Source organism: Tessaracoccus coleopterorum, assembly GCF_011174705.1.
GTDB lineage: Bacteria > Actinomycetota > Actinomycetes > Propionibacteriales > Propionibacteriaceae > Arachnia > Arachnia coleopterorum.
In genome coordinates, this window is sequence record NZ_JAANIJ010000001.1 from 1919156 (window position 1) to 1942811 (window position 23656).

A 23656-nucleotide genomic window follows, 5' to 3' on the forward strand; every position below is an offset into this window, starting at 1 on the left:
CCGGTACGCCCCTTCGTCGTCGCCGTCCTGTCGATCGTCTTCACGGCAGACCGCGCCACGGTCGCCGTCTCCGACGCCCACGCCGAGATCGCCGAGCTCATCGACCAGCTCCGCGCCGCCGGATACGACCAGGACGAGCGCCGGATACCGACGGGTACCGCCCGCGAGATCTGCCGCTACTGGGTCAAGGTCGGCTGGCTCGTCCCGCAGATCGAGGACGACGTCGAGGTGTACCGCCTCTCGGCCCAGGCCGTCGGCGCCCTCGAGGTGGCCGGCCGGGCCGGGGGAGGCCGCACCCGGGTCTCCCAGTCCCGCGTCCGCACGCTCCTCGATTCGGTCGACCGGTTGAGCGTCGACGCCGACGACAACCGGGAGGCCCGCATGGCGCGGCTCCGCGCCGACCGGGACCAGCTCGAGGCCGAGATCGCGCGGCTCGAGGGCGGCGGCGAGGTCGAGCCCCGCGACGAGGAGCAACTCCTCGAGGAGGCGGAGAACATCATCCACCTCGCCCGCGAGCTGCCCGCCGACTTCTCCCGTGTCGCCGAGTCCATCAACGCCATGCAGCGCGATGTCGTCACCGCCCTTCGCCAGGACGTCCGCCCACCGGCGAGGTGCTGCGCGAGTACCTCCAACGCGGGCGGCACATCATGCAGGCCACCCCGAGGGTCGGGCGTTCGCCGGGGCGCTGCGCCTGATCGGCGAGCCCGAACACATCGACCACCTGGCCGACCAGCTCCAGACGCTGATGGCCAAGCCGTTCGCCCGCCTGCTCGACCTCGAGCAGCGCGCCGACCTGCGCGCCATCAGCCGCCGGGTCGAGCTCGGCGTCGAGGAGGTGCTGACGGCGCAGCGGAGGGCCTCGCACGTCATCACCTCCCAGGTGCGCACCCACGACCCCATCCGTGACCGGCAGGTCGACGACCTCCTGCGCGACGTGATGGCAGGCCTCCAGACCTGGATGCAGACCTCGCGCCCGGGCGACCGCGTCGACCCGCTGCGCAGCTTCCCGTCGCCGACGTCGGCCACCTCCGACAGTCGCTGAGCGACATCCGCCCGCCCGGAGCGCCGGACAAGATCCGCGACGGTGAGGGCGACGACGTCGACTTCCTCGACGCCGACGAGCGCTCCTGGGCGGCCCCACTACGTCGAACTCGAGAAGTACGTCGCCACGCTCGGTGACGCGTTCGACCTCGGCGCAGCCTTCGAGGGCGGCTCGGCCGCGACCCGCCGCCCGTCGACCTGCTCGGACTCCTCGAGATCGCGCACCGCAACGGCATGACCGAGGGCGACGACGTAACCGTCGTCGAGGCCCTCCGCCCGACGGCACCAGCCGTAGGTTCGCCTTCGGCTCCGTCACCGCCCGCACCACCAAGGAGCACCCACGTGACTGACGAGACCACCGGTTTCATCGCGCCCGTCGCCATGGAGAACGATCTCGGTGAGCTGTTCGCCGGAGACCGGGGAGTCCTGGACCACGACATCCGCCGCGTGCTGGTGCGGCTCCTGCAGCGCCGCTTCGTCCTCAAGGAACGCAGCCGCGACGACTGGAAGGTGCTCCTCGACAACCAGCAGGTGATCGAGTCGCGCCTGAACGACCTGTTCGTCCGCCTGGAGATCGACCATGAGCGCGGCGTCGCCTACAAGACGCAGGTGCGCCCCGATGAGCTCGAGGTGCCGATCCTGCTGCGCGACGACGCCTACACCCGCGCCGAGACACTCGTGCTCGTCCACCTCCGCACCATCTTCCAGCGCGAGAGCACCGCCGGGGAGCAGGCGGCCCGCGTCGACATCGAGGAGATCGAGCAGACGGTGCTCACCTACTTCGCCGACTCCGACGGCGACGTCGCGCGCCGCCAGAAGGCCATCCGCGGGGCGCTCGCCCGCCTGCGTAACGAGGGCATCGTCGAGGAGGAGTCCGAGGGTCGCTACCGGATCAGCCCGATCGTAGAGATCGTGCTCAGCTCGGAGCGACTCCGCGAGTTGAGCGCCTGGCTCCGTGACAACGCCGGCGGAAGGGTCCGCGCGGACGACCCGACCCGGTCGACGACGACCTGACGGCCGAGCTCGGCGAGGTCGACGAATCCGAGTTCGACGCGGGTCACCCCGAGCCGGCCGATGACGCCGATGCGGACCGGGACACCGAGTACGACGGGAGCCCTACGAGGCGCCCGACCCAGACACCCAGCCCGCCCTCGACGAAGAAGGAGCAACGCTGTGACCATGCTCGACACCCTCTTCGGGCTCATCCCCGCCGCCTCCCGCATGCAGCAGTGGGTGGCCGAGGATCTCCAACTGGTCAACTGGGGCGGCTACGACGGCTACCACCGCGTGCGCTTCTCCCCGACGGCGACCCTGCTGTGCGGCGGCTCCGGTTCCGGCAAGTCCACCCTGATGGACGCCTACATCGCCCTCATGATGCCGCACACCACCCGTTCAACGGCGCATCCAACGGTGCGGTGACCGGCCGCCCCGCGGCCAGGAACAGCGCAACATCGTCTCCTACGGCCGCGGCAAGCTCGACGAGTCCCGCACCGACGAGGGAGCGACCCGCATGCGGTGCTCCGCGGTGACGGCGCCGACACCTGGACGGCAGTCGCGATGACCTGGGCCGACCACGACGGCGCCCGCTTCACCGCGGTGCGGGCCTGGTACATCCCCGCGGCGGCCCGCATCCACGACGACACCGTCCGCGTCCGCGCCACCTTCGACGGCGACTTCGACCTGCGCAGGCTGGAACAGGCCGCCGAACGACGGCTCACCGACTCCGCCGTCCGCGCGGTCGGCCTCGAGACGGCGGGAACCGACCGCGAGTTCTCCGCCCGGCTGCACACCGCGCTCGGCATCGGGGCCGCCGGCTCCGGCGCGAAGGCCATGAACCTGCTCTCCCGCATCCAGGCGGGTCAGCAGATCACCACCGTCGACGACCTCTACAAGAAGATGGTGCTCGAGGAGCCCGAGACGATGGCCACCGCCGACGCGGTGGTGGCCCACTTCGACGGCCTCGACGGCACGCGTAACCGCATGGTGACGGCGCGTCAGCAGGTCCGGGCGCTCGAGCCGATCCGGGGCCTCCGCTCCCGGATCCAGGCCGCCGCCGACCGGATGCGCCTGATCGACGCCGTCGGCCACTTCTCCGATGCAACCTCGCTCGCCGCGCTGTGGCAGGCGAGCCGCCGTCAGGACCTGCTCCACGATGTGGAGACCGAGTTGCGTGCCCGCAAGCTCGGCGCCGACCAGGCCGTCCGCGAGAAGCAGGAACTGGCAAAGGCCGCTGAGGCGGAGCGCGACGGCATGTCCGAGGTGCTGCGCAGCTCGGGCGGCGACCAACTCGACACCGCCCAGCGTGAGTTGCGCGATGTCGAACGCCGCGCCGGTGAGGTCGAACGACAGCGGGCACGGCTCGATGCCGCGCTCGACTCGATCGGCGCCGAGGTCAGGACCGGAAGACAGTTCACCACGCTGGCCGACAAGGCCCGCCTCGCGCTCGCCGACGCCGAGGGCAAGTCCGGAGCCCGCGACGCCTACGCCGAGGCCCGCTCCGTCCGCACCGCCATCGAGAAGGAGGTCGCGGAGCTCGAGGCCGAGAAGAGGAAGGCCCAGACCCGCAGCGACAACATCCCTGCCGCGCTGCACGAGTCGCGCGAGCTGCTCGCCCGCGCCGCCGGGCTCAGCGTCGACGACCTGCCGTTCGTCGGCGAGCTGATCGAGGTGCGCACCGAGTTCGAGCCGTGGCGCGAGGCGTTCAACCTCGCCCTCGGTGGCTTCGCCACGACGCTGCTGATCGACTCCGACCGGCTGCCGCTGTTCCGCACCGCCATCAACTCCGTCCGCACCCCGTGCGCCTGCGCTACGAGGGTGTCGCCGTGGGCCAGCCGCTGAGCCCGCCGCGCGATGACCGGACGCTGCCCGGCCGCCTCGACTACCGCCCTCGCCGTTCACCGGCTGGCTGCAGGACCGGCTCGTCGACCGCTTCGGCTTCGTCTGCGTCAACGCCCCGAGGAGCTGAAGCGGCACTCGACGGCGCTCACCGTGAGCGGCCAGATGTCGCAGGGCAACCGTGGAGCCCACGGTGGTCACGGTCGCGCCAACGTGCTCGGCTTCTCCAACCAGCACCGCATGCGCGACCTCGCCGGCCGCATCGACGACGCCCGCTGGCGCCTCGTCGACGCCATCGACGCGCAGGACGCCGCCGCCACCTCGCTCGACGCGATCGACGCCCGCAACGCCGCCTACCGTGTGGTGGCCGATCTCTCCTGGGACCAGGTCGACGTCGACGCACTCGAGGCCGAGCGCAGGCGCTGGGTCGGGGTAATCGACGAGGTCACCACCGGCAACCCGACCATCGCCCGCATCCAGCAGCAGATCGCGAAGGCGCAGGACAAGGTGATGACCCTCCGCGAGGACATCGGCCGCGCCAAGCACGAACGCGACCGGATCGCCGAGCGTTGGGGCGAGGTGATGGAGGCCGTCGACTCCGCCGACGAGACCCTCGAGGTCGCCGGCGACGCGGGCATCGTCCTCACCGACGAGCAGGCCGCCTACCTCGACCGCCAGTTCGACGTGCCCGACGGCGAACGCGCCACTTCCGCCTCCGATGAGCTGCGTCGCTTCGATGCGGCCCTCGAGAACGCGGCCCAGCGCCTGTCGGCCGACCAGTGCGGCGCGCAGGAGACGCTGGCCGAGCAGCGCGAGACGCTACGCCGCACGCTGGCCACGTTCCTCGACCGCTGGCCCAATCCCAACCTGCTCGCCGACCCGATGCTGGCCTCGGCGACTTCGAGCGCATCCTGGATGACCTCGAGACCAGCGGGCTGCACGAGCTCGAGACCGAGTGGCGTGACTCGCTGATCAACCTGTCGGGCAACGACCTCACCAACCTCGAATCGGCGCTGAGCAGGTCGCTCAGGGAGATCCGTGAGCGCATCGAGCCGATCAACCTCATCATGCAGGACCTGCCGTTCTACGACGACGACCACCGGCTGCAGATCACCACGCGCGAGAACCAGTCGGTCACCCGGCAGCGGTTCCGCCGCGAGCTGCGCGACGTGCGCGGCCTGATCGAGGCGGCCGACGGCGAGGAGCAGCGCGAGGCCGCCTACATCCGGATGTCGAAGCTGATCGACCGCATCCGACGATCCGCGCCCGATTTCGCCGACCTGATCGACGTGCGGAACCACGTCCGCGTCAGCGCCGAGCGGGTCGACGCTGTGACCAAGCAGCACGTCGCGCTGTACGACCACATAGGCGAGAAGTCCGGCGGCGAGTCGCAGGAGCTGATCGCGTTCATCGTCGGGCGGCGCTGCGCTACCAGCTCGGCGACGCCGGGCGGAGCGCCCGCGTTACGCCCCGGTCTTCCTGGACGAGGCGCTCATCAAGGCCGACGCCCACTTCACGGCCCGCGCGATCGGTGCCTGGCGGGGCTGGGTTTCCAGCTCATCATCGGCGCGCCCAACGACAAGTACAGCGCGATCGAGCCGCATGTCGACGTCGAGTACGACATCCTCAAGGACACACAGGGCCGCTCGTGGGCGAAGCCGAAGGTCGGCCTCTGACCCGACGATGAAGGAGAAGCATGTTCCAAGCCGACCTCGACAATGACGTCGAGATCCGTGGGGCGGTGGTCCTCGAGCGCACGGCGCGGGCCTCCTGCCGAGGAGGGTCACTCCGGAGGGATTCCGGCGGATCCCCGATCGGTTCATGCGTGCCTCGGTGGGCCAGTCCGCCGGCGTGCGGATCGCGATGCGCACCGACGCCACGCTGCTCAGGCTGCGGGTCAACGTCCTGAAGATGATCGAAGACCGGGTGCTTCCGCTGCCGAGCGCCGTGTACGACGTCACCGTCGGAGGGCAGATCGTCAGCTCCGCGAGCTCCGACGTCGGGGACGCTTCATCTTCTCGTTCGAGCGGCCCGACGGCGGTACCGTACCCGGCCCGGATTCCGAGCTGGAGTTCCGGCTGCCCGGGGAGGGGAGCGTGAGCTGGAGCTGTGGCTTCCCTACAGCGACGAGGTGGAGATCATCGGGCTCCGGGCCGACCGTCCGCTCAGGGCACCCGGGCCGGACAGCCGACCCCGGTGGGTCCACCACGGCAGTTCGATCAGCCACGGCTACGCGTCGTCGCGCACCACCTCGACCTGGCCGGTGGTGGCGGCCGGCCTGCTCGATCTCAACCTCACCAATCTCGGCTTCTCCGGCAACGCGCTGCTCGATCAGCTGACCGCCCGCACCATCCGCGACACCCCGGCCGACCTGATCAGCGTGAAACTGGGGATCAACGTGGTCAACGGCGACCACATGCGCCGCCGCGTCTTCCGCTCGGCCGTGCACGGCTTCCTCGACACCATCCGCGACGGCCACCCCACCACGCCGCTGCTGGTCATCTCGCCGGTGTGCTGCCCGCCGGTGGAGACGCTCCCCGGGCCCACGATCCAGGATGAGAGCCGGGACATCCCGTGGACCACGACCGCCGGGCGCATCGAGGAGATCGCCGAGGGCAAGCTCAGCCTCGGGGTCATCAGGGAGGAGCTCGCCGACATCGTCGCCGGTCGCGCGGACGAGGACCCGTTCCTCGGCTACCTCGACGGCTCCAGGCTCTACGGACTCGACGACAACGCCCGCCTCCCGATGCCCGACAACCTCCACCCCGACGATGCGGTCTCCCGCCTGATCGCGACCCGGTTCGCCGAGCTGGTCGACTGGCCACGCGGGTGAGCGAACAGTTCGAGGGGCGCCCGTCGTCCAGGATGAACCGGCCGGCGCCTGGCGCGCCTGGCTGGCCGACAATCACGCAACCGCCACCGCGGCCTGGCTCGTCATCGCGAAGGAACGCAGGCAGGGCTATGAGGACGCCGTCTGCGAGGCTCTCTGCTTCGGCTGGGTCGACAGCGTCACCAAGCCGCGCGACGCGGAGACCAGGTACCAGCGGTTCAGCCCCGGAGGCCGGGATCGACCTGGGTGCGGTCCAATCGCGAACGGGTCGCCCGCCTGATCGGGGCGGCCTGATGACCGAGGCCGGGCTGCGGGTGGTGGAGGAGGCGAAGGCATCGGGCTCGTGGGACCTGTTCGCCGAGGTCGAGGACGGCATCGTGCCCGACGACGTGCAGGAAGGGCTCGATGCGGTGCCGGGGGCGGCTGCCGGGTTTGCGGGTTTCCCCCGAGTGCCCGCAAGCAGATTCTGATGTGGATCGTGCGGGCCAGGCGGCCGGAGACGCGGGCCCAGCGGATCGCCGTCACCGCGCAGAAGGCGGCCAGGGGAGAGAGATCCCAGTAAGGCCGGTGGTGACGCATCACCTCCCTGACGACGGCCGGGGAGGCTGCCGGCTCCCGGGGATGGAGCCGTGGGTAAGGGGAAGGACTGCTGGATCGCGGCCAACGCGACGTCGAGCGCCGCCTCCAACGGTTCCACCACCTCCACTTGGACCAACTCCCAGATCGCGGCCGCGGGCCGGGCCATGCTCGCGCTCCCGAGCACCACGCTGCGCGCGCCCGCGGCGGCGAGCCGGTTCACCTCGGAGGCGAGCATCGCCGCCGACTGCGGCTGGTAGTCGGCCCGCCCCGCCGGCTGGACGGCAATCAGGCGGTCATCGAGCCCGTAGTGCTCGGCCTGCGCACGGGCCATCTCCGGATCCTGGTGGTGCGGGCAGAGCATGCCCCAGTCGATCGCGTAGGCGCGGCGCATCGCCGCCCAGCCGATTCCGATCACCGGTTCGGGCGCCAACGCCCAGCCGTCCGGGAGCCCAGGGTCCATCGTCGAGGCGACGATCATCGCGTCGTACCCGTCGCGGGCCAGCCGCCTCGCTCTCGCCTGCACCATGGACTCGACGGCGCTCACCTCCGTCATCGACTCGAGTCGCTCGGGGGCCCCGGCGATCCGCTCCGTCTCGATGAGGCAGCGGTGCCGACGCGACCAGGCTCCCGACGCCTCGACGAGGGCCGCAGTGGTGGCCCTCGACGATGTGGGATTCAGGCAGAGGATGCGCACATCGCTCACCTACCTCGGGCTGCTGTCGGCGATGATACGGAGCATGGAGGCTTCCTCTCGGGGGCGACGGACACCTGTCTGACGAGCCAACCACGACCGTCGACAGGGCGGGTTACGCGTGATTTACGATCCGGTAACGCCTGCCGGTAGGCCCCGCGACCCTGCCGCTGGGGCGGGGGCGCCGCCCGTAGGATGGCCCGATCACCGCTTCGAAGGAGTCAACCATGACCGGTGTCGCGCACAGGATCGCGTTGGTCGCGCACGACAACAAGAAGGCCGACCTGCTGCGGTGGGCGGAGTTCAACAGGGGCACGCTCAGCCACCACACGCTCTTCGCCACGGGGACGACCGGGACGATGCTCGAGTATGAGCTCGGGTTGCCGGTCACCCGGTTGCTGTCGGGCCGGTGGGGGTGATCAGCAGATCGGGGCGTTGATCGCTGAGGGTGGTATCGACATGCTGATCTTCTTCTGGGATCCGTTGGAGGCGCAGCCCCATGATCCGGATGTGAAGGCGTTGTTGCGGATCGGGGCGGTGTGGAACATTCCGATGGCGTGTAACTCGGCCACGGCCGACATGATCATCAGCTCGGCATGATGAAAGAGGAGTGGGACAACCGCCCCGACATCATGCAGCGCCCCTACGAACCCTGATGGGACGCGCTTCGGCCCGGGATCCGAACAGGTCCCGGGCCGAAGTGTCGAATGGGTCAGGCGTCGAGCCGGACGGTGCGGCCGCTGTGGGCCGACTCCTCCGCCGCCTGGGCCACCACGAGCGCCGCAACTCCGTCGGCGACCGTCGGCGACACCTCGGTGCCGTTGATGATCGCGTCGATGAACGCGGTCAGCTCGTTGCTGTAGGCATCGGCGTAGCGCTGCAGGAAGAAGTCGAGGTACGGCTGCTGCACGCCCGACGCTTCCTTGGTGTTCACCGAGAGGGTGGTCTCGCGCCAGTTGTCCATGACGGCCGAGCCGAGAGAGCCGTGCACCTCGAGACGCTGGTCGTAGCCGGTGACGCAGCGACGGTTGTTCGTGATCGTCGCGACGGCGCCGTCCCGGCCGCGCAGCAGCACGACGGCGGCGTCGAAGTCGCCGGTCTCGGCGAGCTCAGGCAGCACGTTCTGGCCGAACGCGCTCACCTCGACGATGTCACCGATGAAGAACCGGGCCTCGTCGAAGTCGTGGATCGTCATGTCCTTGAAGATGCCGCCTGAGGCCGCGACGTACTCGGCCGGCGGCGGGCCGGGTCACGGGCGACGATGGTGACCTGCTCGATGGTGCCGAGCTCACCGGCGTCGGCCAGGTCCTTGGCGCGGCGGATCGACGGGTCGTAGCGACGCTGGAAGCCCACCATGACGGGAGCGTGCTCGAAGGTCGCGAGCTCGGCCTCGAGGGCGCGGGCCTCCTCGACGTCCTTCGCCACCGGCTTCTCGACCAGCACCGCCTTGCCCGCGCGGGTCGCCGCCAGCACCTGGGTGCGTGCAGTGGGGTGGGGGAACCGATGATGACGGCGTCGACGTCGGCGTCGGCGAACAGGTCGTCGGCCTCCTTGTACGACTTCGCGCCGTAGACGGCCGCCAGATCCTCGGCGGCCGTGCCGATGGGGTCACAGACGGCGACCAGCTGGGCCTGCGGGTGCGAGGCCACCGCGGCTGCGTGCACCTTGCCGATCCGGCCTGCGCCGATGACTGCTACTCGGAGCATGTTCGTGTTTCTCCTGGTCCAGATCAGATGGCGGGGACGATGATGTCGCGCACGAGCGAGTCGAGGTCGGCGTCGGCGGCCAGGAACTGGCGCAGCGTCTTGACCGTCGGCCCGAAGGTCTCGAAGTCCTCGACCGCGATGCCGTCGACATCGTAGGCGCGGCGGAAGTCCTCGATCCGGTTCAGCTGGTCGAGGTACTCCTGGCGCACCGGCTCGTCGATCTTCTCGACCACCTGGTAGTCGGAGGAGTTGATGATCTGCTGCCACTTGAACGGCGGGGAGACGACGACATCGCCGCCGACGAGCTCCGACCACTGCAGCACGTTGCGGAACGCCGCGGCGAGCACGCGCGAGCGGAAGCCGCGCTCGGTGAAGATCTGGTACGCCTTCTTCGCGCAGGCCACGCCGGCCCACTCGAGGGCGGACGGGTCGATGAAGATGCCGTCGCGGGCGACGACCGACTTCAGCCAGTCGTCGAGGCGGCCCACCATGATGGTGACGACCGGGCCCATCTTCGAGATGTCATGGCCCTCGGCGGCACGGCGGTCGAGGCCGCGCTCGATCGCCTCGGCGGCGCGGACGGCCTGCGGGACGGAGAACGAGACGGTGACGTTGATGCTGACGCCGCGGTAGGTGGCATCCTCGATGGCCTCGAGGCCGGTCTTGGTGGCGGGGATCTTCACGACGATGTTCTCGGCGAGCCCGTCGAACTCGACGGCCTGATCGGCGAGGGCCTTCGCGTCACGGTGGAAGCGGGGGTCGGTCTGCACGGAGAGTCGGCCGTTGCGGCCGTTGTGCTCGGCGAAGATGTCCTCGAGCAGCACGGCGGCCTCGACGGAGAGGTCCTTGACCGCCTGCCAGCCGATCTGCGACTCGCCCCAGGTGGGGTTCGCGGCGGCGATCGCCTTGATGCGGGGGCCCACACGTCCATGTTGTTCTTGATGACGCTGTATGCGATGACGGGGTTGCAGGTCGCGCCGACACCACCGAATGCGATCGACTGTCGCAGCTCGTCGAGGTCGGACGAGTCGTTCCACAGCGCCGTGGGGTGGTCCGCGCGGCCGTCAGTAGTGGGCCGGGTGTGTACTCGATGTCGGTCATCTTGGCTCCTGTCGCAACGACGCCGCGGCGTCCATGCCACGCGTCTGGGTTCAAGTCAACCCCATTGTCCGGCACGAGTCAAGCCTTTGTCCATACATACGCCAGAATTGTGACCTCAGGAGGTGAACAGGGAGAAGCGGAACGAGTACAGCGTCGGGCGGTAGATGTGCTGGCCGATCTCGACGGGCCTGCCCTCGGCGGTCCTGCCGACCCGATGCATGGTGAGCAGCGGCGCTCCCGGCTGCTCACCGAGGGTCGCGGCCTCTTCGGCCGTCGCACCACGGGCACCGATCTCCTGAGTGGCTGACGCGATGTCGATCCCGCGGTTGTGGAGGCACGTGTAGAGGCCGGCGTCACCCAGTTCCTGCCAGGTGGGTGCGATGTCGAGCGGGATGAGGTTCGTCATCAGAGCGAGCGGGTGGTCGTCGGCGTAACGGAGCCTGCTTACGCAGAGCAGCCCGTCCTCGGGTGCAAGCCCCAGCTGTTCCGCCTCCCGCTTGCTGGCCTGGCGGACCTCGTAGGACAACACCTGGGTGGTGGGCACGAAGCCGGCTTCGGCCAGGTCTTCGTTCAGCGAGGAGAGTTTCATGGGCGGTGCACGTGCGGCGGTGTGACCCGGGTGCCGACGCCACGGCGCCGGGTGAGCAGCCCTTTGGTCGCGAGCTCCTGAAGCGCGCGGCGCGCGGTCGGGCGGGCGACGTCGAGGCGGTGCGCCATCGATACCTCGTCCTCGATCATGGCGCCGGCGGGGAGTTCGCCGGAAAGGATCGCGGCCTCAATGGGCCGGCGATCTGCTCATACAGGGGGTCGGGGACGAGCGATCGATCGTGATCGCCGGTGCGTACGTCTCCTCCATGTTTGCCTCCTCGGGGTGGACCGGGCGGCGGTGCCCTGGTAGCCAAATCGTTGTCTTGGGGATCATACAACCAACGTTTGCCTCCTGTATGTAAGCACAAAGAGTTGACCCGCGTGCGCGCGGGCTGGCAGACTGTTCAATGACGTAGGAGGTCGCCAATGGTGGATGACTCGCGAGCACCCGAGGTTCTGGTGATCGGACGCTGCAGCGTGGACGTCTACCCGTTGGAGGTGGGCGTCAAACTCGAAGACGTCGCCACGTTCGGGAAGTTCCTCGGTGGTTCGGCGACCAATGTCGCCGTCGCGGCCGCCCGCTACGGACACCAGGTCACCGCGCTCACCGGCGTTGGGAAAGACCCGTTCGGCCGGTTCGTCGTGGCCGAACTCGAGCGCTTCGGTGTCGACGCCTCCCAGGTGGTGGTCAACGACCGCTTCAACACCCCCGTGACATTCTGCGAGATCTTCCCCCGGACCATTTCCCGCTCTATTTCTACCGGCAGCCCACCACCCCGACCTCGAGATCGGGCCGGGCGACCTGCCCGTCGACCTCGACCGCTACCGGATCGTCTGGCTGACCGGCACCGGCCTCGCGCTCGAGCCCTCCCGCTCGGCCCACCACGCGGTCGTCGCCGCGGCCGTCAACTCCACCGTCATCCTCGACCTCGACTACCGCGAGCGTTTCTGGGGCGATGAGTCCGTGCCGCGCCGCGCCATGGGCGATGTGCTCCCGCATGTCGATGTCGCCATCGGTAACCGTGAGGAGTGCCGGATCGCCACGGGTGAATCCGAGCCCGAGCGCGCCGCAGACGCTTTGCTGGAGATGGGCGTCAAGATGGCCATCGTCAAGCAGGGCCCGCTGGGAACTCTGGTCAAGACCGCCACCGAGCGTGCGTTCATGCCCGCGATCCCCGTCGAGGTTGTCAACGGGCTCGGTGCCGGCGACGCGTTCGGTGGCGCCGTCTGCCATGGGATCCTGCAGGCCTGGAGCCCCACCGCATCATCGAGTTCGCCTCCGCGGCGGGCGCGCTGGCCACCACCCACATCGAGTGCGCCTCCATCATGCCGACCGCTGACGAGGTCAACGCCCTGCTCGCCTCGCACCCTGAGGTTACAGAGCGGCTGGACGTGTGGTCGCGATGAGTCACGTCGCCCGCCTGGCCCAACTCCGCTTCACCCAGCCGGAGGCTTTCGCCCATGCCATGCGGGTGCGGGCGCCCGGGACGCTGCCACGTGGTCCCAAGGCCCTGTTCATCGCGGCCGACCACCACGGCCGCGGCGCGCTCGGCGCCGGTGATGATCCGATGGCGATGGCCGACCGTGAGGACTACCTGCATCGGGTGCTCACCGCCCTGGCCCACCCACGGGTCACCGGCTTCCTCGGCACCCCGACATCGTGGAGGACCTCGCGATGCTCGGCGCGCTGGAGGGGAAGCTCGTGATCGGCTCCATGAACCGCTCCGGCATCATCGGCGCCCGCTACGCCGTCGACGACCGCGTCACGGCCTACGACGTGCCCGGGATCGTCGGAACCCGCCTCGACGGCGGCAAGCTGCTCCTCCGGATCGACCCGTCCGACCCGGCCACTCCAACCATGCTCGAGCGGACGGGCGCCCAGGTGTCCGCCCTCGCCGCGGCGGGCAAGATTGCCATGGTCGAGCCGTTCATGGCCAAGCCCTCGGGCGGTGGCCCCGTCAACCAACTCGACACCGAATCGGTGATCCGCTCGATTGCCGTCGCGTCCGCGCTCGGCAACACTTCCGCCCACACGTGGCTGAAGGTGCCCTGCGTCGAAGACATGCCCCGCGTCATGGCCGCCACCTCACTGCCCTGTCTGATGCTCGGTGGCGATGTTCCGGAGGACGCCGGAGCGACCCTGGAGAGTTGGCGCTCGGCGCTCAAACTGCCCAACGTGATGGGCCTCGTGCTCGGGCGTGCCCTGCTTTTTCCTCGCGACGGCGACGTCGCGGCAAATGTCGAAGCGATAGCGGAGGTCCTGTGAGCGACAACGACACCTATGTCATCCGGGCCGGATCGACGGCCCACGGCCGGTTTGAGACGGACGTGGACGCTGGCCGGGCCGGCTGGGAGTGGAGCTCCATCCGGGTGCTCAACCTTCCGGCCGGCGGCACCGAGACCATCGAGACGGGGAGGAGGAACTCCTCGTCCTCCCACTCGCCGGCGGCTGCACCGTCGAGATCGACGCCATCACCTACCAGCTTGAGGGCCGGCCGGAGATCTGGACGGCGATCACCGACTACCTCTACGTGCCCCGCCGCGCCACAGCGACCATCACCAGCGACGCCGGCGGCCGGTTCGCGCTGCCCGGTTCGAAGGCGACGACCGACCTCCCGGTGCGTTACTGCCCCGTCACCGACGTCGTCACCGGCCTGCGCGGCACGGGCAACTGCTCCCGCCAGGTCAACAACTACGCGCTCGGTAACGCCGTCGAGACCTCGCACCTGCTCGTCTGTGAGGTGCTGACCCCGGCGGCAACTGGTCCAGCTACCCACCGCACAAGCACGACGAGCACACCGACGTGGAGCGCGTCCTCGAAGAGATCTACTACTACGAGGTGCGCCCCGGCCGCGGTGACACCGAGGGCATGGCCCTCCAGCGCATCTACCCGTCGCCCGCCGGCGACATCGACGTGTGCGCCGAGGTCCACTCTCGCGATGTCGTCATCATGCCGTTCGGTTACCACGGCCCGTCGGTCGCAGCCCCGGCTACGACCTGTACTACCTCAACGTCATGGCGGGCCCGGCCGAGGACTCGACCTGGCTGATGACGGACGACCCCCACCACACCTGGATCCGCGACACCTGGAACGATGAAGACGTCGATCCGCGGCTCCCCATGACCCCCTCAACCCCCAGGAGTGACACCATGAGCGAGACCGTGCGACTCACCGTCGGGCAGGCGATCATCCGCTTCCTCGTCAACCAGTTCGTCGAGAGCGACGGGGAAACCACCCGTCTGATCGCGGGCGCCATGGGCATCTTCGGCCACGGCAACGTGGCGGGGATCGGCCAGGCGCTGCTGCAGAACGAGATCGACCCCATCCCCGACGGTGGCGAGATGCCCTACATCATGCCCCGCAACGAGCAGGGCATGGTCAACGCGGCCGCCGCGTTCGCGAAGGCGACCAACCGCCGTCAGACCTGGATGTGCACCTCGTCGATCGGTCCCGGCGCGCTCAACATGGTCACCGGCGCGGCCGTCGCCACCAGCAACCGGTTGCCGGTCCTGCTGTTCCCGTCTGACCAGTTCGCCACCCGCAACCCCGACCCGGTGCTCCAGCAGATCGAGGACTCGCGCTCGCTCCTGACTGCCGCGACCGACTGCTTCCGACCCGTCTCTGCGTTCTTCGACCGCATCACCCGGCCCGAGCAACTGATCCCGTCGCTGCTGGCCGGGCTCAGGGTGCTGACCGACCCGGCCGACACCGGGGCCGTCACCATCGCGCTGCCGCAGGACGTGCAGGCCGAGGCGTTCGACTTCCCGGCGGAGTTCTTCGCGCCGCGGACCTGGCGCATCCGCCGTCCGGCCCCGGAACCGGTCGCCATCGAGCGCGCAGCCGCGATGATCCGCGCAGCCAAGCGCCCGCTGGTGGTCTCAGGCGGCGGAACCATCTATTCGCTCGCCTCCGAGGAACTGCGCGCGTTCGCGTCGGCGACCGGCATCCCCGTGTCGGACACCCAGGCGGGCAAGGGCGCAATCAACTTCGACCACGAGTGCGCGGTCGGCGGCGTCGGTTCCACGGGTGCGGCTTCGGCCAATGCCCTGGCGGACACCGCGGATGTGGTGATCGGCATCGGCACCCGCTATTCCGACTTCACCACTGCGTCCCACACGCAGTTCAAGAACCCCGACGTCAGGTTCATCAACATCAACGTTGGCGCGTTCGACGCGGCCAAGCACGCGGCCGAGATGGTGGTGGCCGATGCACGCGAGGCGCTGGTCGCGCTCACCGAGGCGCTCGAGGGCCACCGGGTCGATCAGGAGTACACCGATGAGATCGCCCGCCTCCGCGACGAGTGGGCCACGGCCACCGACGAGTGCTACCACGTCGACAACCAGCCGCTGCCTGCCCAGACTGAGGTGTTCGGTGCCCTGAATGAACTGCTGGGCGACGAGGACGTCGTGATCAACGCCGCCGGCTCCATGCCCGGCGATCTGCAGGCCCTGTGGCGTGCCCGGAACCCGCAGCAGTACCACGTCGAGTACGCCTTCTCCTGCATGGGTTACGAGATCCCTGCAGCGCTCGGCGTGAAACTCGCACTGCCCGACTCCGAGGTCGTCGCGATCGTCGGTGACGGCACGTACCAGATGCTGCCCATGGAGCTCGCCACGATTGTCCAGGAGGGCGTCAAGGTCATCTTCGTGCTCCTGCAGAACTACGGCTTCGCATCGATCGGCGCGCTGTCGGAGTCGCGCGGTTCGCAGCGCTTCGGCACGAAGTACCGGGGTGCCCGGGGCGAGGTACTGCCCGTTGACATCGCGGCCAACGCCGAGTCGTGGGGCCTGAAGGTGCTGCGGGTGTCGAGCATCGACGAGTTCAAGACGGCGTACGCGGAGGCAAAGGCCCTTGACGTGCCCGTCATGATCCACATCGAGACCGACCTGACGGGCCCGAACCCGCCCGGTTCGAGTTGGTGGGACGTGCCCGTCTCCGAGGTCTCGCGCCTCGAGTCGACGCAGCAGGCCCTCGCGGACTACAAGCGCGACCGAGTCGGCCAGCGCCACTATCTCTGACCCTTCAAGACGTGGGCGTCGAGGCGCCCCTGAGCAGAACACCACAAGGAGACATCAATGAAGATTGCCGGTGCACCCATCAGCTGGGGCGTGTGCGAGGTGCCCGACTGGGGCTACCAGATGACGCCTGAGCGCGTCCTGACCGAGATGAAGGAGATCGGCCTCACGGCCACCGAGTTCGGCCCCCAGGGCTGGCTCCCGACCGATGCTCAGCAGCGGGCCACCCTCGTCGGTGAGTTCGGTCTGAAGCCGGTCGGGTCGTTCTTCCTCGCCGTCATGCACGATCCCGACTTCGACCCGATCCCGCAGGTCGAGGCCGAGCTCAAGGCGTTCGAGGTGGCGGGTGGCGATTTCCTCGTGCTGGCCGCCGACTCTGGCCGCGACGGCTACGACGACCGCCCGAGTTGACCGAAGAGGGCTGGGCCACCCTGTTCAGCAACCTCACCCGGATCCGCGAAGCCTGCGCCGCCAAGGGCGTCACGGCCTGCGTCCACCCCCACTGGGGAACGATGGTCCAGAACGTCGACGAGGTCGAGCGCGTCCTCGACAACTCGACCGTCGGGCTGTGTCTCGACACGGGCCATCTGACCGCCGGCGGCGCCGACGTGGTTGAGCTCGTGCGCAAGTACGCCGACCGCGTCGACATCGTCCACGCGAAGGACGTGCGGAAGGACATGGCAGCGAAGCTGCTGCCCGGCGAGCTCACCTGGAGCGAGGGCATCAAGGGCGGTATGTTCACCCCCATCGGTCAGGGTGACATCGACTTCCCGACCATCGTCGGGCTGCTCAACGAGGCCGGCTTCGACGGCTACTGGGTGCTCGAGCAGGACATCATGCTCGACGAGGAGCCCCGGCCGACGGTGGCCCGGTGGCCAACGCCAAGGCGAGCTTCGACGCCCTGGCCGCGCTGGCCTGAGGCCAGCTCCTACCCGGTCCCGTCACCTGCCCTGCCGTCTGCAGGGCAGGTGACGGGACGGCGGTCGGAACGTGGGCGGTGTCAGGTCAGCCCGTCGCGCCAAGCAGACCGACGAGGTGATGTCGGTCAGGTCGACGATCCACTCCTGCACGTACTGCGCCACGGTCGCGCCAGAGATTCCTACCTGTAGGGAGCGGTGCGGCAACGCGGCCCCGTCAGGGTCCGTTCCGGGTCCCACTGGACCCGCACCGTCGTGGAGTGCAGCTCTTCGCGCCAGGCCTCCATGGACTCGTGGTGAGCCGGATCGAACGCGCTCAGACAGGCCCCCGACAAGGCCTTCAGGAAGCCGTCACGGCGAATCCGGATGCCGAGCACGCGCTCCTGGCCGGGCTTTGTTGCCCAGCCTGCCCGGTACATCATCCACAGGAACGACGGCTTGATCCACGTCATGCGGTGCATGCCGAACGGCGGCACGAAGGTACCCGCCTTGACGGCCGGGCCGCCCAATCCGATGTGACAAATTCCCGGGGCCGAGGGTCCGAGGCTGCAACTTTTCGCTCGCGGGTAACGGTTTGGTAACGATGCCACCGTCGGGGCCTCGCTGGTCGGACGGGCCGCTGACTAGGGAGATCATCAGCAGGCGGCGCAAGGATTGACATAGCAACCATATGTATTGACAAGAAGGTCAATCGTCTATAACAATGGGGCCATTGGGAGACCTGTCATCGGTGACAGGGCACCACAGATCTCTGGAGGAATCGATGAAGAAGACTCTCCTGGCCGGGCTCCTTTCCGGCGCGCTCCTGCTCTCCGCATGCAGCATGGGCGCCACCGAAGGCGGCACGTCCGGCGGTGAAGCCGACGGCAAGCTCAAGGTCGGAGTCATCCTGAAGACGCTGTCCAGCGAGTACTGGAGCTACGTCGCGGCAGGCGTGAAGGCAGCGGAGAAGGATCTCGGCGTGGAGGTCGCCCTGCAGGGCCCGGCGTCCGAGACCGCCTACGACGAGCAGAACTCGATGATCGAGACCATGCTCGCCGACAACTCGATCAAGGCGCTGGTCATCTCCCCGCTGCAGCCCGACTCGGTCGTGTCGATGCTCGGTGACACCGACAAGCCCATCCTGTTCGTAGACACCGATGCCCCGTACGACAAGAAGGTCAGCTACATCGGCACCGGCAACGAGACCGCCGCCAAGACCGGTGGCGAGTACGCCGCAGAGGTCGCTGGCGACGGCGCCGAGGCTGTGTGGATCGGCGGGGTCAAGGGCAACACCACCTCCGACGACCGCGAAGCTGGCTTCACCGCTGGCCTCGAGGGTGGCGGAGTGAAGGTCACCGTCCAGCAGTACGCCGAGGGCCTCGGTGACAAGGCCGCATCCGTGATGGAGAACGTGCTGACGTCCAGCCCGAACGTCTCGGTCGTCGTCGCGAACAACGACGACATGGCAGCAGGGGCCGCCCGCTCCGTCAAGGCGGCGGGTAAGGACATGATCATCGTCGGCTTCGACGGCATCAAGGCCGGCGTGCAGAACGTCATTGACGGCACCGTCACCGCAACCGTCGCCCAGGATCCGTTCGGCATGGGCTACAAGGCCGTCGAGGCCGCGGTGAAGACGGCCAAGGGTGAGTCCGTCGAGGACTTCATCGACACCGGCTCCACCGTCATCACCAAGGACAACGCTGAGGACTACCTGGCCAAGCTCGAAGAGCAGCTGGCCGGCGCCTGATCGGGCGGTCCGACCCGTGATGGGAGGGCCCCGACACTGGGGTCCTCCCTCCCGATCCTTGGCAACACTAGGCAGGTACACATGACCGCGGTCGTCGAACTCCGCAACGTAACGAAGCGCTTCCCAGGCGTTGTCGCCCTCCGCGACATGGGACTCTCCATCGAACCAGGCGAGATCCATGGCCTCATCGGCGAGAACGGCGCGGGCAAGTCCACTCTGATCAAGGTCCTCACCGGGGTCTACATCCCGGAGGAGGGCGAGATCCTGGTCGACGGAGCCCCACAGCGGTTCACAGTGCCGCGGCAGTCGCAGGACGCGGGCATCGCCTGTGTCTACCAGGAACTGAACATCGTCCCGCAGCTCTCGCTGACGGACAACATCTTCATGAACCAGTTCATCAAGCGGGGTCGCCTGCTCGACTACACGGCTATGCACGCCAAGGCGGACGAACTACTCAAGTCGATGGGCATCAACGTCGACGTCACCAAGCCGGCCGGCGTCTTCGGCATGGGCGTGCTCCAGATGGTCGAGATCGCGAAGGCCCTCCTGACAGGCGCCAAGGTCATCATCATGGACGAGCCCACCTCCAGCCTCGGCGAGAGCGAGGTCGAACAGCTCATCCACGTGGTGCGCGACCTCAAGGCCAAGGGCGTCGCCATCCTCTTCGTCTCGCACAAGCTCGAGGAACTGTTCATCCTGTGCGACCGTGTCACCGTGATGCGCGACGGCCAGCACATCATCACCGAGGACATCGGGAACCTCGACAACGACAAGCTCATCCGCGCCATGGTCGGCCGGAGCGTCGGGAACCAGTTCCCGAAGATGGAGACCACCCAGGGCGACATCGCGATCGAGTTCCGCAACGTCACCTCGGTAGGCACACTCAAGGACGTCAGCTTCAAGGCACACTACGGCGAGATCCTCGGGTTCTCCGGCCTGGTCGGCGCCGGTCGCACCGAGACCATGCGTGCCATCTTCGGCGACCTACCCATCGACAGCGGCGAGATCCTGCTCAACGACAAGCCCGTGCGCATCACCTCGCCGCAGCGGGCCGTCGAGCTTGGCATCGCCTTCCTCACCGAGGATCGCAAGGGCCAGGGCCTCGTCCTCAACCAGTCCATCGCCACCAACCTGATCCTCGCTTCGCTGAGGAAGGTGGAGCGCGGCCCGCTCCTGGACAGGTCGAGGGTGAAAGAGATGTGTGACGAGTCGATCGCCTCGATGCGCATCAAGACCCCGGACGCCGAGAACCAGGTGTCCAAACTCAGCGGCGGCAACCAACAGAAGGTCGTCATCGGCAAGTGGATCAACTCCGACGCCGAAATCTATCTCTTCGACGAGCCGACGCGAGGCATCGACGTCGGCGCAAAGGTCGAGGTCTACAACATCATGAACAGGCTTGCCAGCCAAGGCAAATGCATCATCATGGTCAGTTCCGAGCTCCCCGAGGTACTCGGGATGAGCGACCGGGTCATCGTTATGCGCGGTGGCGAGGTCATGGCTGAGATCCGGCGCGACGAGCCGGACTTCAACGAGGACGACATCATGAAGGCCGCCTGGGGAGAACGGAAGACAACATGCTGAAAAACCCACGCGTCGCGGCGATCGTCCGGACGCTGGCGCCCCTGCTCGCCCTTGCGATCCTGCTGATCGTCATGTCAGCGATCAGCCCGGAGTTCCGCACCGTCAACAACGGCATGAACATCCTGCGCCAGACCGCGGTCAACGGCTTCCTCTCCGCCGGGATGCTGGTCGTGCTGATCACGGCCGGCATCGACCTCTCGGTGGGCGCCAACGCCATCCTGAGCGCCTGCGTCATGGGCATGCTGATGACGACCTTCGGCATCACCAACCCGGTGGTCCTGCTGCTGGCCGCGCTCATCGTCGGCACCACCGTCGGCATTGCCAACGGCCTGCTTCTTACGAAGTTGAAGCTGCCGCACCCGTTCGTGTCGACGCTCGGTATGAAATTCGTGCTGGCCGGCCTCGCGTTGTTCGTCGTCAGCACCCGCACCATCTCGGGATTCCCCGACGCTGTCACATGGCTAGGCTCGGCCGACTTCCTCCGCGGCAGCGGCTTCAACGGCATCCCGGGATCGTTCCTGGCCCTGCTGCTGACGTTCGTGCTGCTGCACATCCTGCTCACCCGCACCGCTCTGGGGCGCTCCATCTACGCTGTCGGTGGTAACCCGAGGCCACCCGCCTCTCCGGCATCAACACCGACCGGGTACTGACCTTCGTCTACGGCCTCTCCGGCTTCGTGTGCGCCCTCGCAGGCATCGTGATTGTCGGCCGCTCCGGTGTGGCCAATCCATCGGCCGCAATGGGCGGCAACTACGAGACCGACGCGATTGCGGCCTGCATCATCGGCGGCGCATCGTTCACCGGCGGCAAGGGCACCGTGTGGGGCACCCTCATCGGTTGCCTCATCATCGCGGTCATCCGCAACGGCCTCACCATCATGAACGCGCAGTCCGATGTGCAGTTCATGGTTATCGGCGCCGTCATCATCGTCGCGGTGTTCATCGACGTCCGTCGCACCGCCTCCGAGGAGAAGCGCCGCCGCCTCGCGGCCGCCTGATCGATCCGTTCGGGCCCGGCCGGCGACGGCCGGGCCCTTCCCATTGGAAGGGACATCCACATGACCGACCTGCTGCGCGTCGGCGTCATCGGCGCCGGAGTGATGGGGCGCGACCACGCCCGCCTGCTCGCCACCTCCGTTGCCGGCGCCCGGTTGACGGCGATCGCCGACGTCAACCTGGACGGCGCGCTGGCCGTCGCCGAGCGCCACGGCGCCGAGGGGTCTTCGCCACGGGCGAGGAGCTCATCGATTCCGGGCTGGTCGATGCGGTGATCGTCGCGTCACCGGACCACCTCCACGCGGGCACCACGCTTGCGGCCATGGACGCGGGCCTGTTCGTGCTCTGCGAAAAGCCCTCGCGCCCACCGTCGAGGAGGCGTCAGAGGTGGCGGAACGGCACGCGGCCCTCGAATGGCCCTTGTCACCGTCGGATTCATGCGCCGCTTCGACCCCGGCTACGTGGCGCTGCGCCGTCGACTCGACCAGGGAACCGACGGGCGCGTCCTGATGACGCACTCGGTGCACCGAAACGTCGAGGCGTACCCGGGAAGCCCTCCAGTGCCACCATCACCAACTCCGCCGTGCACGAGATCGACATCCTGCCGTGGCTCACCCGCACCCCGATCGTCGAGGTGCAGTGGACCGCGGGCCGCACCACCTCGCTGCTCGGTGAGCGGCACGACCCGCAGCTCCTGCTGTTGCGCGACGCGGAGGGCGTACTGCACACCGTCTCGGTCCAGGTGCACGCACAGTACGGCTACGACGTGCGCTGCGAGCTGATCTGCGAACGTGGCTCGGTCGAACTGCCGAACGTGCCCGGCCTCGTAGACGACGCCCCGCTGATCGTCAACGCCGACCTCTCGCGTTCCTCCGCTTACCCGGCCGACTGGCGGCCGCGTTTCGAGACGGCGTACCGGCGCGAGCTGACCGCCTGGGTCACCGCATCGCTCGCGGGAACCGTCCCGGCGGAGGCGGCCACCATCGAGGAGTCCCTCCGCACCACCAGGATCGCCCACGCCCTCGTCCGGTCGATGAACGACGGCGGCTGGGTGTCCGTCCCGAGTAGGAGCTACCATGCGCATCGCCCTCCTGACCGACTCCCTCGGTCACCTCCCGTTCGAGCAGATGCTCGATGCGGCCGCCGGGGTCGGCGTCACCGACCTCGAGTTCGCCACCGGCGGTTGGTCGGAGGCCCCGCACCTTGACGTCGAGGCTCTCGTCGCCAGCGTCCACGCCCGCGGTGCCTTCCTGGCCGCCTTGGGGGAGCGGGGCTCAGGGTGGCGGCGCTCAACGCCAACGGGAACCAGCTGCACCCGGTGACCGGGGCCCGGGATGACGCGGTCGTGCGACGCACCGTCCAGTTGGCGGCCCTTCTTGAGATCGAGACCGTCGTGCTCATGTCGGGCCTCCCCGGCGGTGCACCGGGCGACCTGACGCCGAACTGGGTGACGACGTCGTGGCCCCGGAGACGCAGTCGATCCTCGAACACCAGTGGAACGACGTGGCTCTGCCCTACTGGAGCGACCTGGTCGGCTTCGCGAAGGGCCACGGTGTGCGGTTCGCCGTCGAGATGCACGGCCAGCAGCTCGTCTACAACGCGGCGACGCTGCTGCGGCTCCGGGAGGCCGTCGGCGACACCGTCGGTGCCAACCTCGACCCGTCACACCCGATGTGGATGGGCGTCGACCCCCGCCTGCTCGCGAGAGAGCTCGACGGCGCCGTCCACCATGTGCACATGAAGGACGCCCGGATCGAGCCGACGGTGGCAGGGGTGCACGGCGTGCTCGACACCCAGACCGTTGATCGGGCCCGTAGCCGCGCCTGGAACTACGTGACGCTCGGCCATGGCTACCCAGGAGGCGCCCAGTTCTGGTCGCAGTTCCTCTCGGACCTGCGTGCCTCCGGCTATGACGGCCTGCTCAGCATCGAGCACGAGGACGTCGGCATCGATGCCCTCGAAGGCGTCCGGCAGAGTGTCGAACTGTTGCGTGGGATCGTGCCGGTGGGGCCGCCGAGCTGGCGACCCGCGGAGGTCTGAGCGA

The 23656-nt window shown here is 68.5% G+C and carries 21 protein-coding genes and 11 pseudogenes; 25 read left to right on the forward strand and 7 right to left on the reverse strand.

Annotation, left to right across the window (positions count from 1 at the left end; genetic code table 11):
- Positions 1 to 33: 33 nt before the first annotated feature.
- From G7085_RS34920 to G7085_RS34925, 12 genes and pseudogenes are all read left to right on the forward strand, one after another.
- Positions 34 to 540, forward strand: a pseudogene (locus tag G7085_RS34920) (DUF3375 family protein); the annotation flags it as partial.
- Positions 541 to 568: 28 nt separating this feature from the next.
- Complete coding sequence (locus G7085_RS25910; RefSeq protein ID WP_231979468.1) at positions 569 to 1042, forward strand: DUF3375 family protein; 474 nt, start codon at positions 569 to 571, stop codon at positions 1040 to 1042.
- 42 nt (positions 1043 to 1084) lie between these two features.
- Positions 1085 to 1279 carry a hypothetical protein gene (locus G7085_RS12365; protein WP_197511183.1) on the forward strand — a complete coding sequence of 65 codons (195 nt, stop codon included), beginning with the start codon at positions 1085 to 1087 and terminating at the stop codon, positions 1277 to 1279.
- The gene (locus tag G7085_RS12370) at positions 1276 to 2055 is read left to right on the forward strand and encodes a DUF4194 domain-containing protein (RefSeq protein WP_197511184.1); all 780 of its coding nucleotides are present in this window, start codon (positions 1276 to 1278) and stop codon (positions 2053 to 2055) included. Before G7085_RS12365 ends, G7085_RS12370 begins: the two co-directional genes overlap by 4 nt.
- Positions 2056 to 2220: 165 nt before the next feature.
- Entirely contained in the window at positions 2221 to 2460 is a 240-nt protein-coding gene (locus G7085_RS12375; RefSeq protein WP_197511185.1) for an ATP-binding protein, read from the forward strand.
- 96 nt (positions 2461 to 2556) lie between these two features.
- Positions 2557 to 3879, forward strand: coding sequence for a hypothetical protein (locus G7085_RS12380; protein ID WP_197511186.1), 1323 nt, complete (start codon positions 2557 to 2559; stop codon positions 3877 to 3879).
- A 150-nt stretch (positions 3880 to 4029) separates the two neighbouring features.
- Entirely contained in the window at positions 4030 to 4848 is an 819-nt protein-coding gene (locus G7085_RS12385; RefSeq protein WP_197511187.1) for a hypothetical protein, read from the forward strand.
- A gap of 95 nt (positions 4849 to 4943) precedes the next feature.
- A complete protein-coding gene (locus tag G7085_RS12390; RefSeq protein WP_197511188.1) occupies positions 4944 to 5552 on the forward strand; it encodes an SbcC/MukB-like Walker B domain-containing protein in 609 nt (202 codons plus the stop codon).
- A gap of 157 nt (positions 5553 to 5709) precedes the next feature.
- Positions 5710 to 5976, forward strand: coding sequence for a hypothetical protein (locus G7085_RS12395; RefSeq protein WP_197511189.1), 267 nt, complete (start codon positions 5710 to 5712; stop codon positions 5974 to 5976).
- A gap of 31 nt (positions 5977 to 6007) precedes the next feature.
- Positions 6008 to 6709 carry an SGNH/GDSL hydrolase family protein gene (locus tag G7085_RS12400; RefSeq protein WP_197511190.1) on the forward strand — a complete coding sequence of 234 codons (702 nt, stop codon included), beginning with the start codon at positions 6008 to 6010 and terminating at the stop codon, positions 6707 to 6709.
- A 290-nt stretch (positions 6710 to 6999) separates the two neighbouring features.
- Positions 7000 to 7176, forward strand: a complete 177-nt coding sequence (locus G7085_RS12405; RefSeq protein ID WP_197511191.1) for a YdeI/OmpD-associated family protein — start codon at positions 7000 to 7002, stop codon at positions 7174 to 7176.
- Positions 7176 to 7268: a YdeI/OmpD-associated family protein gene (locus tag G7085_RS34925; RefSeq protein ID WP_197511192.1), complete on the forward strand. Its 93-nt coding sequence runs from the start codon at positions 7176 to 7178 to the stop codon at positions 7266 to 7268. Before G7085_RS12405 ends, G7085_RS34925 begins: the two co-directional genes overlap by 1 nt.
- A gap of 168 nt (positions 7269 to 7436) precedes the next feature.
- Here the strand turns inward: G7085_RS34925 and G7085_RS34930 are convergent.
- A pseudogene (locus G7085_RS34930) lies at positions 7437 to 7988 on the reverse strand (aspartate/glutamate racemase family protein); the annotation flags it as partial.
- A 215-nt stretch (positions 7989 to 8203) separates the two neighbouring features.
- On the opposite strand from G7085_RS34930, the gene G7085_RS25915 reads away from it, so the two are divergent.
- Both G7085_RS25915 and G7085_RS25920 read left to right on the forward strand, forming a co-directional pair.
- Entirely contained in the window at positions 8204 to 8395 is a 192-nt protein-coding gene (locus G7085_RS25915) for a hypothetical protein (RefSeq protein WP_231979469.1), read from the forward strand.
- 40 nt (positions 8396 to 8435) lie between these two features.
- Positions 8436 to 8576: a hypothetical protein gene (locus G7085_RS25920; protein ID WP_231979470.1), complete on the forward strand. Its 141-nt coding sequence runs from the start codon at positions 8436 to 8438 to the stop codon at positions 8574 to 8576.
- 112 nt (positions 8577 to 8688) lie between these two features.
- On the opposite strand, the gene G7085_RS25925 is transcribed toward G7085_RS25920, so the two are convergent.
- The 5 genes and pseudogenes from G7085_RS25925 to G7085_RS25940 form a co-directional block, all read right to left on the reverse strand.
- On the reverse strand, positions 8689 to 9171 hold the full coding sequence (locus G7085_RS25925) for a Gfo/Idh/MocA family oxidoreductase (RefSeq protein ID WP_231979471.1): 483 nt from the start codon (positions 9169 to 9171) through the stop codon (positions 8689 to 8691).
- A pseudogene (locus G7085_RS25930) lies at positions 9168 to 9682 on the reverse strand (Gfo/Idh/MocA family protein). The gene G7085_RS25925 and the pseudogene G7085_RS25930 overlap by 4 nt, the downstream one beginning before the upstream one ends.
- Positions 9683 to 9705: 23 nt before the next feature.
- Positions 9706 to 10783 (reverse strand): annotated as a pseudogene (locus G7085_RS12430) (transaldolase family protein).
- Between the two features lie 115 nt (positions 10784 to 10898).
- Entirely contained in the window at positions 10899 to 11372 is a 474-nt protein-coding gene (locus G7085_RS25935) for a GntR family transcriptional regulator (protein ID WP_231979472.1), read from the reverse strand.
- Positions 11369 to 11521, reverse strand: coding sequence for a GntR family transcriptional regulator (locus G7085_RS25940; RefSeq protein WP_231979473.1), 153 nt, complete (start codon positions 11519 to 11521; stop codon positions 11369 to 11371). The genes G7085_RS25935 and G7085_RS25940 overlap by 4 nt, the downstream gene beginning before the upstream one ends.
- A 276-nt stretch (positions 11522 to 11797) precedes the next feature.
- On the opposite strand from G7085_RS25940, the pseudogene iolC reads away from it, so the two are divergent.
- From iolC to G7085_RS12460, 4 pseudogenes are all read left to right on the forward strand, one after another.
- Positions 11798 to 12778 (forward strand): annotated as a pseudogene (gene iolC, locus G7085_RS12440) (5-dehydro-2-deoxygluconokinase).
- 161 nt (positions 12779 to 12939) lie between these two features.
- Positions 12940 to 13637, forward strand: a pseudogene (locus G7085_RS12445) (Cgl0159 family (beta/alpha)8-fold protein).
- 88 nt (positions 13638 to 13725) lie between these two features.
- Positions 13726 to 16390: pseudogene (iolD, locus tag G7085_RS12455) on the forward strand (3D-(3,5/4)-trihydroxycyclohexane-1,2-dione acylhydrolase (decyclizing)).
- 57 nt (positions 16391 to 16447) lie between these two features.
- A pseudogene (locus G7085_RS12460) lies at positions 16448 to 17306 on the forward strand (sugar phosphate isomerase/epimerase family protein).
- Positions 17307 to 17328: 22 nt separating this feature from the next.
- Here the strand turns inward: G7085_RS12460 and G7085_RS34935 are convergent.
- A pseudogene (locus G7085_RS34935) lies at positions 17329 to 17765 on the reverse strand (DUF4291 family protein).
- A gap of 302 nt (positions 17766 to 18067) precedes the next feature.
- Between G7085_RS34935 and G7085_RS12475 the strand changes: the two are divergent.
- The 7 genes and pseudogenes from G7085_RS12475 to G7085_RS12505 all read left to right on the forward strand — a co-directional run bounded on the left by G7085_RS12475 (position 18068) and on the right by G7085_RS12505 (position 23652).
- On the forward strand, positions 18068 to 19033 hold the full coding sequence (locus tag G7085_RS12475) for a sugar ABC transporter substrate-binding protein (protein WP_197511196.1): 966 nt from the start codon (positions 18068 to 18070) through the stop codon (positions 19031 to 19033).
- Positions 19034 to 19114: 81 nt separating this feature from the next.
- Positions 19115 to 20617 carry a sugar ABC transporter ATP-binding protein gene (locus G7085_RS12480; RefSeq protein WP_197511197.1) on the forward strand — a complete coding sequence of 501 codons (1503 nt, stop codon included), beginning with the start codon at positions 19115 to 19117 and terminating at the stop codon, positions 20615 to 20617.
- 161 nt (positions 20618 to 20778) lie between these two features.
- Positions 20779 to 21614 (forward strand): annotated as a pseudogene (locus G7085_RS25950) (ABC transporter permease).
- A 60-nt stretch (positions 21615 to 21674) separates the two neighbouring features.
- Complete coding sequence (locus G7085_RS12495) at positions 21675 to 21887, forward strand: Gfo/Idh/MocA family oxidoreductase (RefSeq protein ID WP_197511199.1); 213 nt, start codon at positions 21675 to 21677, stop codon at positions 21885 to 21887.
- 112 nt (positions 21888 to 21999) lie between these two features.
- Positions 22000 to 22122, forward strand: coding sequence for a hypothetical protein (locus G7085_RS32635; protein WP_331716052.1), 123 nt, complete (start codon positions 22000 to 22002; stop codon positions 22120 to 22122).
- Positions 22123 to 22168: 46 nt separating this feature from the next.
- Positions 22169 to 22819, forward strand: a pseudogene (locus G7085_RS12500) (Gfo/Idh/MocA family protein); the annotation flags it as partial.
- 251 nt (positions 22820 to 23070) lie between these two features.
- Positions 23071 to 23652: a sugar phosphate isomerase/epimerase family protein gene (locus G7085_RS12505; protein WP_197511200.1), complete on the forward strand. Its 582-nt coding sequence runs from the start codon at positions 23071 to 23073 to the stop codon at positions 23650 to 23652.
- Positions 23653 to 23656: the final 4 nt, after the last annotated feature.